At 67.7% G+C, this 15,199-nt stretch carries 13 protein-coding genes; 9 read left to right on the top strand and 4 right to left on the bottom strand.

The window, feature by feature from the left end:
• Window positions 1-140: 140 nt before the first annotated feature.
• Window positions 141-1,376 carry a CoA transferase gene (locus QH196_RS21955; RefSeq protein ID WP_280417698.1) on the bottom strand — a complete coding sequence of 412 codons (1,236 nt, stop codon included), beginning with the start codon at window positions 1,374-1,376 and terminating at the stop codon, window positions 141-143.
• 111 nt (window positions 1,377-1,487) lie between these two features.
• Between QH196_RS21955 and QH196_RS21950 the strand changes: the two genes are divergently transcribed.
• The 8 genes from QH196_RS21950 to QH196_RS21915 all read left to right on the top strand — a co-directional run bounded on the left by QH196_RS21950 (window position 1,488) and on the right by QH196_RS21915 (window position 10,018).
• Entirely contained in the window at window positions 1,488-2,675 is a 1,188-nt protein-coding gene (locus tag QH196_RS21950; RefSeq protein ID WP_280417697.1) for an acyl-CoA dehydrogenase family protein, read from the top strand.
• 1 nt (window position 2,676) lies between these two features.
• Entirely contained in the window at window positions 2,677-3,885 is a 1,209-nt protein-coding gene (locus tag QH196_RS21945) for a CaiB/BaiF CoA transferase family protein (RefSeq protein ID WP_280417696.1), read from the top strand.
• A 40-nt stretch (window positions 3,886-3,925) separates the two neighbouring features.
• On the top strand, window positions 3,926-4,666 hold the full coding sequence (fabG, locus tag QH196_RS21940; protein WP_280417695.1) for a 3-oxoacyl-ACP reductase FabG: 741 nt from the start codon (window positions 3,926-3,928) through the stop codon (window positions 4,664-4,666).
• Between the two features lie 157 nt (window positions 4,667-4,823).
• Window positions 4,824-4,973 (top strand): hypothetical protein, encoded by a 150-nt coding sequence (locus QH196_RS21935; RefSeq protein ID WP_157112558.1) that lies wholly within the window; start codon window positions 4,824-4,826, stop codon window positions 4,971-4,973.
• A 26-nt stretch (window positions 4,974-4,999) separates the two neighbouring features.
• Window positions 5,000-5,140, top strand: coding sequence for a hypothetical protein (locus QH196_RS21930; RefSeq protein WP_280417694.1), 141 nt, complete (start codon window positions 5,000-5,002; stop codon window positions 5,138-5,140).
• 94 nt (window positions 5,141-5,234) lie between these two features.
• On the top strand, window positions 5,235-7,598 hold the full coding sequence (locus QH196_RS21925; RefSeq protein ID WP_280417693.1) for a CaiB/BaiF CoA transferase family protein: 2,364 nt from the start codon (window positions 5,235-5,237) through the stop codon (window positions 7,596-7,598).
• 3 nt (window positions 7,599-7,601) lie between these two features.
• A complete protein-coding gene (locus tag QH196_RS21920) occupies window positions 7,602-8,861 on the top strand; it encodes an acyl-CoA dehydrogenase family protein (RefSeq protein WP_280417692.1) in 1,260 nt (419 codons plus the stop codon).
• A 53-nt stretch (window positions 8,862-8,914) separates the two neighbouring features.
• Window positions 8,915-10,018 (top strand): acyl-CoA dehydrogenase family protein, encoded by a 1,104-nt coding sequence (locus tag QH196_RS21915; RefSeq protein ID WP_280417691.1) that lies wholly within the window; start codon window positions 8,915-8,917, stop codon window positions 10,016-10,018.
• 246 nt (window positions 10,019-10,264) lie between these two features.
• Here the strand turns inward: QH196_RS21915 and QH196_RS21910 are convergent, their stop codons facing one another.
• Window positions 10,265-11,656, bottom strand: a complete 1,392-nt coding sequence (locus tag QH196_RS21910; RefSeq protein WP_280417690.1) for an amidohydrolase family protein — start codon at window positions 11,654-11,656, stop codon at window positions 10,265-10,267.
• On the bottom strand, window positions 11,653-12,846 hold the full coding sequence (locus QH196_RS21905) for a CoA transferase (RefSeq protein WP_280417689.1): 1,194 nt from the start codon (window positions 12,844-12,846) through the stop codon (window positions 11,653-11,655). The genes QH196_RS21910 and QH196_RS21905 overlap by 4 nt, the downstream gene beginning before the upstream one ends.
• A 193-nt stretch (window positions 12,847-13,039) precedes the next feature.
• Between QH196_RS21905 and dctP the strand changes: the two genes are divergently transcribed.
• Window positions 13,040-14,323, top strand: coding sequence for a TRAP transporter substrate-binding protein DctP (gene dctP / locus QH196_RS21900; RefSeq protein WP_280417688.1), 1,284 nt, complete (start codon window positions 13,040-13,042; stop codon window positions 14,321-14,323).
• 78 nt (window positions 14,324-14,401) lie between these two features.
• Here the strand turns inward: dctP and QH196_RS21895 are convergent, their stop codons facing one another.
• Complete coding sequence (locus QH196_RS21895; protein ID WP_280417687.1) at window positions 14,402-15,193, bottom strand: SDR family NAD(P)-dependent oxidoreductase; 792 nt, start codon at window positions 15,191-15,193, stop codon at window positions 14,402-14,404.
• Window positions 15,194-15,199: the final 6 nt, after the last annotated feature.

Here is a 15,199-nt window from a genome sequence, read left to right as displayed (position 1 = left end):
GCCCCTCTACACCACCCCCCCCACCACCCCAAAACCCCCCCCTATAATGCGCGCGGGGGCATAAACCCCCACCCCCCCGTTCTGCGCCCGGCCGCTTCCCCCCCCCCCCCCAACTACTGTTGTGCGCAGGTCGTTCCCGCTTATGTGCGGGGCTTTCCGGCGAGGACGCCGGTATCGGTGAGCGCGGCGATCTCGGCGTCGTCCAGTGCGAGGACGTCCCGTAGAACGTCGCTGCCGTCGGCACCCAGATCGGCGGCAGGTCCGGTCCGCAGATGGACACCGTCGAACGACGCCGGCATGGCGGCCGCCAGATACTCGCCGATCCGCGGCTGGGACAGCATGGCGAACAGTGGGTTGCGCTCGAGATCGCCGGACCGGACGACCTCCTCGAAGCTGCGGTACCGCTCGTGCAGTACGGAGGTGCCGGCGAGGGCTCGGCCGACCTCGTCGGCGTCATGGGTACGGAACCAGCGGGCGAACAGGGCGGTGAGCAGGTCCCGGTGCTCGAAGCGGTCGCTTTCCTGCCCGAAGTCGGCGCCGAGGGCGGTTTCCAGTGCCGCAACGGTCTCCTGGGTTCCGGTGAGCGCGGTGAGATCGCGGAAATGGCGCGGCGTCAATGCGACCACCATGAACCGCGTGCCGTCGGCGGTGACGAAATCGGTGCCGTAGGTGCCGTAGACGTCGTTACCGGTGGCCGGCCGGCCGGTGCCGTTGACCTGCACCTCCGTGAGGTATCCCAGGGTGCCGGCGGTCGCGAGCGCGACATCTTCGAGCGGGAGCACGATCTGCGACCCCGCCTCGCTGGTGGCACGGCGGTGGACCGCCGCGGTGATCGCGAGGGCAGCGTGTAATCCGGCGGCGATATCCCAGGCGGGCAAGACATGGTTCACCACGCCGTCGTGGTCGTCCGGCCCGGTGATCTGCGGGAAGCCGAGTGCGGCGTTGACGGTGTAGTCCACGGCGGGCCGGCCGTCGCGGCGGCCCAGTAGTTCCAGAGTGATGACATCTGGGCGCAGGGCCGACAGCGCATCGTGGCTCATCCACGCCCGGCCGCCCGTATTGGTCACCAGGATTCCGCCACCCGGGCCGGGCGCGGTCACCAGGCGCCGGACGATGTCCTGGCCCGCATCGCTGCGCAGATCCAGCGCGAGCGACCGTTTGCCCCGGTTGAGACCGGTCCAGTAGATCGATTCCCCGGTGGCGGTCAGTGGCCAGCGCCCGGTGTCGGCGGCCCCGCCGAGCGGGTCGATCCGGATGACCTCGGCGCCGAGCTGGCACAGCGTGAGTCCGCACAGGGGAGAGGCGACGAAACTCGAGATCTCGACGATGCGGAGTCCGCTGAGGGGGCGGCCGGGAGTGTGTTCGGGTGCGGTCATGCCGGTCTGTCCTTCTGTCGTACGGCGGTTGAGCTGGGCAAATCGTAATTAATGATAATAAATCACACCATAGTATTGACATGCATCTTTATCGGCAGCAATACTGCCTGCATGGCCACCATTTCGGCAGTCGGTCCGGAAGATTTCGCTGACATCCTGGCGCAGACCCGTGCGTTCATCCGCAAGGAAGTGCTGCCGCGCGAGCAGGAGATCGCGGATACCGACAGCATTCCCGACGATATCCGCACCAACGCCGCGGCGATGGGCCTTTTCGGCTACGCGATCCCCCAGGAGTGGGGCGGCCTGGGGCTGGACCTGACCCAAGACGTCGAACTGGCAATGGAATTCGGCTACACATCGCTATCGCTGCGGTCGATGTTCGGCACCAACAACGGTATCGCCGGCCAGGTGCTGGTGGGTTTCGGTACCGATGAACAGAAATCGCGCTGGCTCGCCGATATCGCCTCGGGCGAGGTCGTCGCCTCCTTCGCCCTCACCGAACCGGGCGCGGGATCGAACCCGGCCGGACTGCGCACCAAGGCGGTCCGGGACGGCGACGACTGGGTGATCAACGGCGAGAAACGTTTCATCACGAACGCCCCGCTGGCCGACCTGTTCATCGTTTTCGCACGCACCCGCCCCGCCGACGAGAACGGCACCGGGATCGCGGTATTCCTCGTCCCCGCTACGACGCCGGGTGTGGAGGTCGCGCCGAAGGACCGCAAAATGGGTCAGGAGGGCGCCTGGACGGCCGATGTCCATTTCACCGATGTCCGGGTGCCGCATGCGGCACTCGTCGGTGGCAGCGAAGATGTCGGCTACCGGGCCGCGATGACCTCCCTGGCGCGGGGCCGCGTGCATATCGCCGCCCTGGCCGTCGGGGCGGCCCAGCGGGCGCTCGACGAATCCGTCGCCTACGCCGCGACCGCCACCCAGGGCGGAACACCCATCGGGGATTTCCAGCTGGTGCAGGCGATGATCGCCGATATCGCCACCGGTGTCCTGGCGGGTCGCGCGATGGTGCGGGAGGTCGCCGCCCGCTATGTCTCGGGCGAGGATCGCCGGACCGGCCCGTCGGCCGCGAAACTCTTCTGTACCGAAATGGTCGGCAAGGCAGCTGATCTCGCGGTGCAGATCCATGGAGGTTCCGGCTACCTGCGGGAGGTCGTCGTGGAACGGATCTACCGTGATGTGCGGCTGCTGCGGCTGTACGAGGGCACCAGCGAGATCCAGCGCCTCATCATCGGTGGCGGTCTGGTGAACGCCGCCAAGAAATCGGCCACAGCGGGAGGGCGCTGATATGCAGTCCGACGCAGTCGCCGCCGATACCGGCCTGCCGCTCGCCGGGTTCACCGTCGTCAGTCTCGAACAGGCCGTCGCGGCTCCCATCGCGACCCGGCACCTCGCCGATCTCGGTGCCCGGGTGATCAAGATCGAACGGATCGGCGAGGGCGATTTCGCCCGCAACTACGATGCCGCCGTGCACGGGCTCGCCTCGCATTTCGTGTGGTTGAACCGGGGTAAGGAATCGCTGTGCGTCGACCTCAAGGCCGAGGCGGGAATCGCCGCGGTCCGCGCACTGATCGCCGGGGCGGACGTTTTCGTGCAGAATTCCGCGCCCGGCGCGGCCGAGCGGCTGGGACTGGGCGCGGATGAGTTGCGCGCCGATCATCCCGAGCTGATCGCGGTCAATATGTCCGGATACGGAACCTCGGGCCCGTTCGTGGATCGCAAGGCCTACGACATGCTGGTCCAGGCCGAGACCGGGCTCGTCTCGATCACCGGAACTCCCGAGACGGCCACCAAGACGGGTATCCCGACCTCCGATATCGCCGCCGGGATGTACGCACTGTCGGCGATCCAGGCAGCGCTGCTGCGCCGCGAACGCACCGGAACGGGCGCGACCATCGATATCGCGATGTTCGACGCGACCGTCGAATGGCTCGGCCACTCCATGTACATGCAGATGTACCAGGACGTCCAGATCAAACGGATGGGGCTCTCCCATGCCTCGATCGCGCCCTACGACGCCTACCCGACCCGGGATGGGCAGATACTGATCGGCGTCCAGAACGACCGGGGCTGGCGCACGCTGGTCACCGACGTGTTCCAGCGCCCGGATCTCGCCGATGACCCGAAGTTCGCGACCAATATCGAACGGGTGCGGCACCGGGCCGAGGTCGACGCCGTGGTCGGCGAGCTCACCGGTGGCTTCGATACCGCCGATCTCGACGACCGCCTCGCGAAGGCGGGTATTCCGGCCGCGCAACTGGGCGATATGAAGGATCTGATCGCCCATCCCCAGCTGTCGGCCCGGGACCGGTGGCGCGAGGTGCAGACCGAGGCCGGGCCGATTCGGGCGGTGCTGCCGCCCATGACTTTCCGCGATATCGAGCTGCGGATGGGCGCGGTGCCGGCGCTGGGGGAGCAGACCGATGCGGTGCTCGCCGAAATCGGCTTGGACACCGAACGGATCGCGGAATTACGTTCGGCCGGAATCGTGCAGTAGCGCGGACGTCGTATTCACAGATCAACGGATTGGAGCGGTAGTGGGACTGCTGGCAGGAAAGGTTGCCGTCGTCACGGGGGCCGCGCAGGGGATCGGCCTGGAGATCGCGCGCACTTTCGTCCGCGAGGGTGCCAAGGTCGTGGTGGCCGATATCAACGACGACGCCGGCGCACAGGCGGTGGCCGAGCTCGGCGGGGCGGACAACGCCGCGTATGTGCGCTGCGATGTGCGCGACGGCGCCGCGGTGTCGGACCTCGTGGGTACCGCCGAGGACACGTTCGGTCCGCTCGGTGTCTTCGTGAACAACGCGGGGATGACCCGGGACGCGACCATGCGCCGGATGAGTGAAGAGGATTTCGACGATGTCGTCGCGGTCCACCTGAAGGGCGCGTGGAACGGTACCCGGGCGGCCGCGAACCGGATGCGTGAGCACGGGTCGGGGGCGATCGTGAACATCTCCTCGCTGTCGGGCAAGGTGGGCCTGGTCGGGCAGACGAACTACTCGGCCGCCAAGGCCGGGATCGTCGGTCTCACCAAGGCTGCGGCCAAGGAGGTCGCGTTCAAGAATGTCCGGGTCAATGCGGTACAGCCGGGGCTGATCCAGACGCCGATGACCGAGGCCATGCCCGAGCGGATCTGGGAGCAGAAGATGGCGGAGATCCCGCTGGGGCGTGCGGGGCTGCCCAGCGAGGTCGCCTCGGTGGTGTTGTTCCTGGCCAGCGACCTGTCGAGCTATATGACGGGCACGGTGCTCGAGGTGACCGGTGGCCGGTTGATGTGACCCGCTGCCGGGGCCGCTCCTGCGGCCGCGGGTCATGGGATGAAACCTTGCCTTAATTCATGACTATGATTATGGTGAACTGGCGAACATTTCGTATCCCGGTAGGCGTGGGAAACAGTCCCGTACCACCGATGTCATCCACAGCGAAGGAGTGAGGATGTCCGACAACACCGCAGGCACCGAGGCCGGTAACGGCAGCCGGTTGCGCTGCAACGAATGCGGCTCGGAAGCAATCGTCACGACCGCCGGCGGTTCCGCGCTGACCTGCTGCGGCGTCGCACTCGAGATCACTTTCGCCGGTCGCTGACCGCATCAGACCGAGGAGAAGCCCCGATGAACGAAACCGGTAAGCGCTACACCTGCGCCACCTGTTCGACCCAGGTCATCTGCGTCAAGAAGGGTGAAGGCCGCTTCACCTGCCACGGCGCACCGATGGAACTGCTCACCGCCAAACCGCTGCCCTCGTCCGACTAGGACCGCGGCACCACTCGGAAGTCATGTGCCGCGATATCGCGCGCCCCCGGCGGGCGCCGGCGGTGCGGCAATCGTGTAACAGAAGGAGTCTCTGATGGCTGGTCCACTCGACGGACTCGTCGTGATCGACGCGAGCTGGGGTATGCCCGCGGCCATCTCGACGATGCTGCTCGCCGACTACGGCGCCCGGGTCGTCAAACTGGAACGTCCCGGCGGACCGGCCGATGCGGATTCCGTCCTGCGCAAATCGACCGATCGCGGGAAGTGGAGCGTCGAGGCCGACCTGAGCACTCCCGAAGGCCGCGCGATCGCCGAGCGGCTCGTGGCCGGCGCGGATGTTTTCGTCGAATCCTTCGGCGCGGGCCGGGCCGATGCGCTGGGGATCGGCTACGACGCGTGGCACGAGAAATTCCCGGAATTGGTGTACTGCTCGGTGACGGGATACGGCACCGACGGGCCGCTCGCCGACCGTCCCGGCTACGAAGCGCTGCTCAACGCGCGCCTCGGCCAAATGGCCGAACAGCAGGGACATCGCGACGGGCCGGTGTTCATGGGGCATCCGACGGTGTCCTACGGGACGGCGTTCATCACCACGATCGGTATTCTCGCCGCATTGCGGGCCCGCAAGGTCAACGGCACCGGGCAGAAGGTCGACACCTCCCTCCTGGACGGCATGCTGGCCATCTCGTCGATGAACTGGTGGTGGAACGAGCAGGACATCTCCTACCTCGCCCGCAGCGGCAACCAGAAGGGTTTCGGCAGCAAACGACTCATCACGGACCCCTTCCAGTGCGCGGACGGTAAATGGCTGATCCCGCACACCGGCGGCCCGGGCTCCTACAAGCGGATGATGGATCTGCTGGGCTTCGGCGAGCAGACCCAGACCATCGCCGGACCGGAGATGGCGGTACCGCTCGACGAGGTGGAACTGGATATCGCCCGGAACAAGGTGCCGGAGGCGTTCCGGTCCCGCCCGCGCGACGAATGGCTCGAACTGTTCCACGCCGCCGATATCGCGGCGTTGCCGGTACTGCATCCCGAGGAGACGTTCGCCGACGACCAGGTGCGATTCGCCGAAATCGCGGTCGATATCCCCGACCCCGATCACGGCACTCTCCGCCAGATCGGCCCGGTGATTCGCTTCGAGAAATCCGCGCCCGGCACGCCTGACCCCGCGCCGCGCGTCGGCGCGCACAACGACCGGATCGACGAGATCACCCGGGCACCGCAGTGGGCGCCCGCGCCGGCCGGCGATCCGGTGACCGCACCGCTGCAGGGCGTGCGCATTCTGGACTTCAGTTCCTATTTCGCCACCGGTTTCGGTTCCCGGCTGCTGTCGGATCTCGGCGCCGAGGTGATCAAGATCGAACCGCTGGTCGGCGACCAGATGCGCCCGCTCGGCGACCTGTTCGAAGGCGCCAACCGCGGTAAGCGCACCATTGCGCTCGACCTGCGCTCCGCCGAAGGACAGGAGATCGCGCACCGCCTCGTCGCCGAGGCCGATGTGGTGATGCAGAACTACCGTCCCGGCAAGGCCGAGAAGATCGGCCTCGGCTACGAGCAGTTGCGGGCGATCAACCCCGACCTGATCTACGCCTACCTGCCCGGATTCGGTTCCGCAGGGCCGAAATCCACGCTGAAATCGTTCGCCCCGCTCGTTTCGGGCCTGGTCGGGCTGAACTTCGAAGGCGCCGGCGAGGGGAACCCGCCGATTCGCCGGGTGATCGGCAACGAGGACCTCTACAACGGATTCCTCGGCGCCGTCACCGTTCTGCTGGCCCTGCACCACCGGGCCAATACCGGTGCGGGACAGTATGTCGAGAGCCCGCAGTTGCATTCGAGCCTGTTCGTGATCAGCGAGCACTGCGCCACCGTGGACGGCGCCGCCGTACCCGCCCACCGGCTGGACACCGAGCAGATGGGTCTGTCGCCGCTCTACCGGCTGTATCGCACGATCGACGGCTGGATCGCGATCGCGGTGTTCGGTGACGCGGCCTTCGCCCGGCTCACCAGTGCCCTGAACCTGGGCGATCTGGCCGCCGACCCGCGGTTCGCCACTACCGCCGGCCGGGCCACGAACGCGGACGCATTGGCCGAACGGCTCACCGAACGGTTCACGGAACTCACCAGCGCCGACGCCTTCGAGGTGCTGGACGGGAACAAGGTGCCCGCCGAAATCCCCCTCGACTACCCGATCATGCCCGAACTGCTGTGGGAGGAGTGGGCACTCGACTCGCAGCGGGTGGTCGAACACCACCATCCCGAATACGGCTGGTCGCGCGAGGTCGGCATGGTGATCCACCTGTCCGATACGCCCGGCCGGTTCAAGGGCGGCAGCCCCCGGCTCGGCGAACATTCGGCCGAGATCCTCAGCGAAATCGGCTACTCCGCCGACGAGATCACCGCATTGATGGCGACCGTGTGCGCACTGCCCGCGGCCGCGGCAAAGGAATCCTGAACCATGGATATCACCTATCCCGCCGAAGCAGAGGCGTACCGCGGAAAGATCCGTGCGCTGCTCGAATCGAAGCTGCCGCAGGGGTGGCGCGGTATCGGCGCGCTCTCGGAAGCCGAGCAGGAAGAATTCCTGGCGAGCTGGCGCAAAGTGCTCTCCGACAACGATCTGCTCGCCGTTTCCTGGCCGCAAGAGTACGGCGGGGCCGGCCTGTCGAGTATCGAACAGGTGGTGCTGAACGAGGAGCTCATGCGGCTCGGCGTCCCGGACGGCACCGAGAACGACACCCTCGGTATCAAACTGCTCGGCAACACCATGACCGTACTCGGCACCGAGGAGCAGAAGCAGTACTTCCTGCCCCGGGTGCTGTCCGGCGAACATATCTGGTGCCAGGGCTATTCGGAGCCCGAAGCCGGTTCGGATCTGGCCGGGATGCGCACCCGCGCCGTCCTCGAGGGCGACGAATGGGTGATCAACGGCCAGAAGACCTGGACTTCGCAGGGGCACCGGGCCAATTGGATCTTCGTGATCGCCCGGACCGATCCGGCGGTGGCCAAACACAAGGGGCTGTCGTTCCTGCTGGTGCCGATGGACCAGCCGGGCGTCGAGGTACGCCCGATCGTCAACGCGGCAGGCTATGTCGCGTTCAGCGAGGTCTTCTTCACCGACGCGCGGACACCCGCCTCCTATGTTCTCGGCGGTGTGAACGGTGGCTGGAATACGGCCAACACCCTGCTCGGCTTCGAACGCGGGGTGCGGGCGACCACCGACGCCGTCCGCTTCGGCCGCGAGGTCGAACGGCTCATCGAACTGGCCCGGGAGCGCGGGCTCACCTCCGACCCGCGGATCCGCGCCGAACTGGCCTGGTGCTGGTCGCGGGTGCAGACCATGCGTTTCCGCGGCTACCGCGCGCTCACCAAACTGCTCAACGGCGGTTCCTACGGTGTGGACGGTTCGTTCTCCAAGGTGATCTGGAGCGAATTCTTCCAGCGGCTCACCGAGGTCGGAATGCAGATCCTCGGCCTCGAGGTGCTCACCCCGACCGGCGGCGGCAACGACGGCATGCTGGTGACCCCCAATCCGGGCGCCGACAATTCGTCGCGCTGCTGGACCGATATCGCGCTCTACGCCCGCGCCGCCACCATCTACGGCGGTAGTTCGCAGATCCAGCGCAACATCATCGGCGAACAACTGCTCGGGTTGCCGAAGGAACCCCGCCTCGACGGCGGCCCCTTCCAGGACATCGGACGCCGTAAGAGCGCCTGACCCGCTGCTTTCCGCCATCACCGTGGCGGAACGGAAGAACGGAAAGTTACACCGTGTACTTCGCTTTCGACTCCGACCAGGAGGAGTTCCGGAGCTCGCTGCGCCGCCTCCTGTCCGAACGTGCCCCGATGACCCGCGTCCGCGAGGTCGCCGAAGACGGCACCTACGACGCCGAGACCTGGCAGCTGCTGACCTCGAATATGGGGATCCCGGGCCTGCATATCGCCGAGGAGTTCGGCGGCGGTGGTTTCAGTGTCCTCGAAACCGCGATCGTCGCCCAGGAACTGGGCCGTGCGCTCACCCCGGTGCCGATGCTCACCACCACCGGCGCCATCGAAGCCGTCCTGCGGCTCGGCAGTGCCGAACAGCATCGGGCTCTGCTGCCGACTCTCCTCGACGGTAGCGTGATCGGCGCCCTGGCGGTCAGCGGAGCACAGGACACCACGGCCGGCGGCGCCCGGGTACGCGCCACCGGGGACCCCTCCGCCCCGCTGCTCACCGGCCGGCTCGACTACGTCGCCTTCGGGCATGTGGCCGGCCTGCTGGTGGTACCCGCGCTGACGCCGGCCGGGGATGCGGTGGCCCTGTATGTCGTCGAAACCGGGGCAGCCGGGGTGAGTGTGACGGCGCAGCCCTCACTGGACCCGACCCGCCCCGTCGCGACCGTCGAAATGACCGATACCCGTGCCGCCCTGCTGGGTTCGGACCCGGAAGCCATCGGCCGCGTCGTCGATCTGGTCCGCACACTGCTCGCGAACGAGGCACTCGGTGCAGCCGAGGCCGTGCTCGAGATGGCCGTGGCGTATGCCAAACAACGCGTCCAGTTCAACCGCCCGATCGGTTCGTTCCAGGCGATCAAACACAAATGCGCCGATATGGCGATCGCGATCGATGCGGCGCAGGCGACGGTGATGTACGCGTCGATGTGCGCCGAAGAGGACAACGAGGAATTCCCCCGCGTAGCGGTCATGGCGAAATCGCAGGCGGCGGAATGCCTGTCCCTGTGCGCCTCGCAGAACATCCAGATCCACGGCGGTATCGGGTTCACCTGGGAAGCCGATCCGCATCTGTACTTCCGCCGGGCCAAGGCCACCGAGCCCCTGTTCGGCGACCACGCCCACCACACCGACCTGCTCGCCGACCTCGTCGGCATCTGATCCGCGCCCCTGCCGATCCGGCCCATGCCGGTGTCGCAGTACGACCGTAGACGGGCGGGGTCGCAAGGGCCCTGCAGTGACCGCGATTCGGTAAGCGGGCGAGTTCGAGTCCCTTCTGGTGTTACGACGGAACCGATCGGCACGGTGAGCGTGGTCCGGAGGCCCGGAAGGGCCGCAATGGCCCGCATCGGCTGATCCCGGGGCAGTGCCGCAGCCGCGTCGAATACGTCGAGGGTATCTCGCCGACTATTGCGTAAACGCTATTTCGCCCTGAATGAACGTGGCACGCACCGCATCTGCGGTGGGGTACCGGAGCATTCGCTCGATCGGCCGGTCCAGGAGGACCAGGTCGGCCGGAGAGCCTGCCGCCACGGTGCGGGCCGGGCCGCCGGGGTTGTGAAGCGGCGCGAGATAGCGGTCGAGGGCCGTGGACGCCCCGAGTGTTTCGGTGGCGCCCACCACGGCACTGTCAGGTGCGAGGCGCGTTACGGCCGCGGCGATCACCTGCCAGGGGTCGAGCGGTCCGTAGGGGGCGTCACTGGAAAGTGCCAGCCCGACACCGCCTTCTGTCAGGCTCCGGCAGCGATAGAGATCGGGTAGGTCGCCGGGTTCGGTCCGGCGCCGGTAGTCGTCGCCGCGATCGGCAAGGAAGCCCGGCTGGGTCACCACGGTGATCCCGAGGCGGTGGAGGGTCTCGATCGATTCCGCCGGAATCAGCGCCCCGTGTTCGATGCGGTCACCCGGAAACGCGCCGGTGTCGTCGAACGCGGCGAGCAGGATGAGCAGCGCCTCGCGGCTCACACAGTGCACGGCGACCGGGCGGCCGAGCGCGTGGGCGCGTGCGATGGTGTCCACGAGGGTGTCGATATCGGGAAGCCCGGAATCGGCCAGCACGATCTTGTACGCGCCGGTGGTGACTTCGGGCCCGCCGGTGCCACCGAGCGGAACGCCGAGGAGATTCAGGTGCTGGGGGAGCGCACCGGTCCGCCGCGCGGCGATCAGCGCGGCGAGGGAGTCCTGCGGGAGATCGGGTGTCGCATCGGTGATTCCGGTGATCCCGTAGCGGGCGAGCCGGGCGCCGATTTCCGTGAGATCGGGTGGTCCGGTATCGGGCAGTCGCGACCGCAGCCAGGTATCCGCGCGCCAGACCCGCCCCGTGGCGTGCCCGGAGTCATCGCGTTCGACCCCGGGCTCGGTCGCGGTATCGAGGTCGACGAGGCCCCCAGCTGCGGAGTTGAGAATCCACATCGCGCCGCTGCGATGCTGCATGCGGACCGGGCGGTCACGGCACAAGGCGTCGAGTCCGGCCGAATCGAGTAACCCGGCCACCGTTTCGACATAGCCGACTCCCCGGATCCATCCGTCCCCCGGTGCGGTGGCGAGGGCGCGGGCGAGGTCATCGGCGGTGTGCACGTGCGGGGGCCCGCACCGCACCGAGTTCGTATCCGCGGCCAGGGCGTGGAGATGCAGGTGGTGGTCGTGCAGCCCCGGCAGCAGGGCTCCACCGTCGGCCTCCAGAGTCGGTAGGCCGGTTGCCGGTAGATGGGACCCGACCGCGGCGACGGTGTCACCGCGGATCAGGACATCGGCACGGCTCCCGGCGGATATCTCCGCACCGCGGATCAGCAGCTCCCTCACCCGGGCCGTACCCCCAGCTCGGCGAGAACGGCGGCGGTGTCCCGGCCGCTCTCGGGTGCCACGCCGATCGGTTCGCGCCGCTGCGGAGCAAGGACTGGCGAATCGCCGACCGGCACGGCGGTCGAGCCGGAATCGAGGGTCGCGGCGACCACCGCGGACATGGAGATATCCCACAGATGGCCGGAACCGTCGGCGGGCGCCGACATGGCGAGGACCGCCGCCGTCAGCCCTGTCAGCGGATCGGCGATCGCATCGCCCACGAACAGCGGGGTGTCCCCGCCGAACCGGGCCACCAGTCCCGCGGTCGCGGCGATATCGTCGCCGAAACCGATCCGGTTCGATGCCCGGCCGTGCGCGGTGATCGAGACCCATGTGCCGCCGGATTCGACGAATTCCGCCGCGTCCAGCCCGAAACCGGCGAGCGCGCGCGGCCGGGACGCCTCGATCACGATATCGGCGGATTCGACGAGGTCGTGCAGGGCGCGACGCTGCCGGTCGTCACCGGGATCGAGGACCACGGATTGGTGACCGCCGTGCAGCAAGCGGTAGAACTCGGGATCGCCACGGCGGGCGCCGTCGGGCCGCACCGGAGTCTCGACCTTGATGACGTGGGCGCCGGCCAGCCCGAGCAGATGGGCGCACAGCGGGCCCGCCCACAGTGCGCTGAAGTCGACCACGCGTAGTCCGGCCACCGGACGCGCGCCCAACGGTTCCGGGACCCCGGTGGTGACGGTGTCGATCGGGCCCGCGGCCAATCCCAGCAGCTCCGCGCCTTCGGCGAGTTCGGCGCCGGTATGCGTCCGCAACCAGTCCGTCACTGCCGGCCACGGATCGTCGCCGATATCGGCGCATACGAGGGCACCGAGCAGAATGGGGTCGTCCGGGCGGGCACAGCTGACGGCGGCCCAGCCGTCGGCGGTGGGCAGCAGGCGGCAGTGGCGGCCGGCCGATATCGTGCCGCCGCGGCGGCAGCCGGTGAAGGCGGCGCGTTCGGACAGCAACCGGGCACCGTCGAGGCGGACCCGGCCGTCGGTGATCGCTGCGATACGGTCGGTATGCCGCCGGGCCGCCGACGCCGCAGCTCCCGGCGGGATGAGCGGCGGCCCGTCGGGGTGCCCGGTGAGCGCGGGTATACCGCTGTCCAGCCAGTCGCGTATTCGCTGCGAGTTTTCTACCGCCGCCTCGGGCACCGCCCGATGTTACCTCATACTAATAATCATGCGCAGGGATAATTGAGGCGCATAGATATTGACATGGCCGAAATTCAGACGCATGATTAGCATCATCACAGTGAGGCGGCTCACTCCCATTGCGAGGGTTGTGTGCACGAACCAACCCGCTCACATCGTGTTCCAGCCGTCAGTTCCATTCGAGGGAGACTCAGTGTCGAAGTTCTTCACCCGCGCGGGCACAGCCGGTCGTGTCGGTGCTCTCGCTGCCGCCGGTGCGCTGGTGCTCGCCGGTTGCGCCGAATCGAGCCTCGGCGGCGCGAACGGCGGCGGTACCAGCGTCGCCTACGGTGCCACCAAGGCCGAGTACCAGGCGGCCTTCGCGGATATGGATACGATCCTGCTGCATACGCAGTCGCCGGGCGCCAAGGGTTCGGTCGCCGGATCGTTCGTGGAGAAGTACGTCGCCGCCGTGGAGGACTGGTCCGGCGGCAAGATCGACTTCGATGTCGCGTACTCGGATGCCATCGCCAAATCCACCGAGATCGACGACGCGATCAGCGACGGCCGCCTCGATATGGGCCAGGTCCTCACGGTGTACGAACCCAAGGAGTTCCCGGCATCGGCCGCCCTGCTCGACGCCGGGGTGCTGTCGGACCAGGGCGTGGTCACCGGCACCATGCAATCCAACGCGTGGCCGGCCGACGTGGCGTTCTCGACGCCCGAGATCGTCGCCGAGTTCGAGGACAAGGGCCTGCATATGATGATGCCGGCCTATAACGCCGGTGTGAACGCGCTGTTCTGTGCGCAGCCCACTACCAGCCTGTCCGATTTCGCGGGCAAGAGTATCTCGGTGGGCAGTACGGTCGCCGGTGAGCAGGTGTCGGCCCTGGGCGGTACCTCCACCTCGGTCGCCTACACCGAGGCGTACGAGGCGCTGCAGCGCGGGGTCATCGACTGTGCGATGGTCAGCCCGTCGGCCGCGCAGATCGGCGGTCTGATCGAGGTCGCGCCGCATACCGTCATCGATCCTGCGGCCGGACTGGCCGTGCCCACCGGCAATATGGTGTTCAACGCCGACCTCTGGGACAACCTGCCGCTGGCTGCCCGGCAGCTGCTGTGGGATCGGCTCGACGTTTTCCTCTCCGCGTCCATCGAGGACAAGATCTGGCCGGTGACGGCGAATGTGGTCAAGGAGATCGAACAGTACGGGGGTGCGGTCGTGCCGTTCGCCGATGACGCCCGCTCGCGGCTGACCGCGGCCAACGACAAGATCGTCGACGGGATCGCGGAGAACTCGGCCCTGGACGGCGCGGCATTCGCGACCGCGGTCCGGGAGAAGACCGGGAAGTGGAGCGATATCATCGCCGGCCTCGGCTACGAGAACGATACCGACTACAACGGTTTCGGCGAATGGTTCACACCCGGGAAGATCGATATCGAACCCTACGTGCAGCGGGTGTTCGAGGAAGTCCTGCTCGACCGTCGGCCCGCCTGACGGCATCGGTGTCCGAGTAACCGAAAAAGCCCGGTAGGACAGGAATCCCTGTCCTACCGGGCTTTTTCCGGCGTTCGATCAGAAGGCGCTGCGTCCACCGTCGACGGTGTAGATCCCGCCGGTGACCCAATTGGCCTCGTCGCTGGCGAGGAACAGCGCTGTTGCGGCCAGATCGTCCGGGGTGCCGAGGCGGCGTAGCGGGAATCGGGCGGCGGCGTCGGCATCCAGCGCGGCCTGGTCGGCCTCGGGCGCGGCCGCACCCCGGTCCACCCGCGACCGGTAGACCAGCGGGGTCGGGATGGTGCCCGGGCAGATCGCGTTGACCCGCACATTGTCGGGTCCGTAGGTGACCGCCATCTGCTTGGTCATGGCAATGACCCCGCCCTTCGCGGCGGTGTAGGGGAAGATCCCGGGCAGGCCGATGAGACCGCCCATACTGGCCTGGTTGATGATCGACCCGGTGCGGCGCTCGATCATATGGGGCAGCGCGTACTTCGACGTGAGCCACACGCCCTTGAGGTTGATCGCGATGACCCGGTCCCACTCGTCCTCGGTTGTATCGGCGGCATTGCCCGCGCCGTTGATCCCGGCATTCGCGAAGACGATATCGAGCCGGTCGAACTCGGCGAGGGTTTCGGCGATCATGCGGCGGGAATCGGCGTCGGAGGTGACGTTCGCGGTTACCGGCAGCGCATGCCCGCCTGCCGTGGTGATCTCCGTTGTCACGGATTCGGCGGCCGCGGGGTCGAGGTCGACGACGGCGACCGCCGCGCCCTCGGCGGCGAAGCGCAGCGCCGAGGCGCGGCCGAGTCCCGAACCCGCGCCGGTGACGAGGGCGATCTTGCCGGCCAGACGTCCGGTCGTGCTCATGGTGAA

This window comes from Nocardia carnea (assembly GCF_029868325.1).
GTDB lineage: Bacteria > Actinomycetota > Actinomycetes > Mycobacteriales > Mycobacteriaceae > Nocardia > Nocardia carnea_C.
This window is presented reverse-complemented; position numbering and strand designations above follow the sequence as displayed.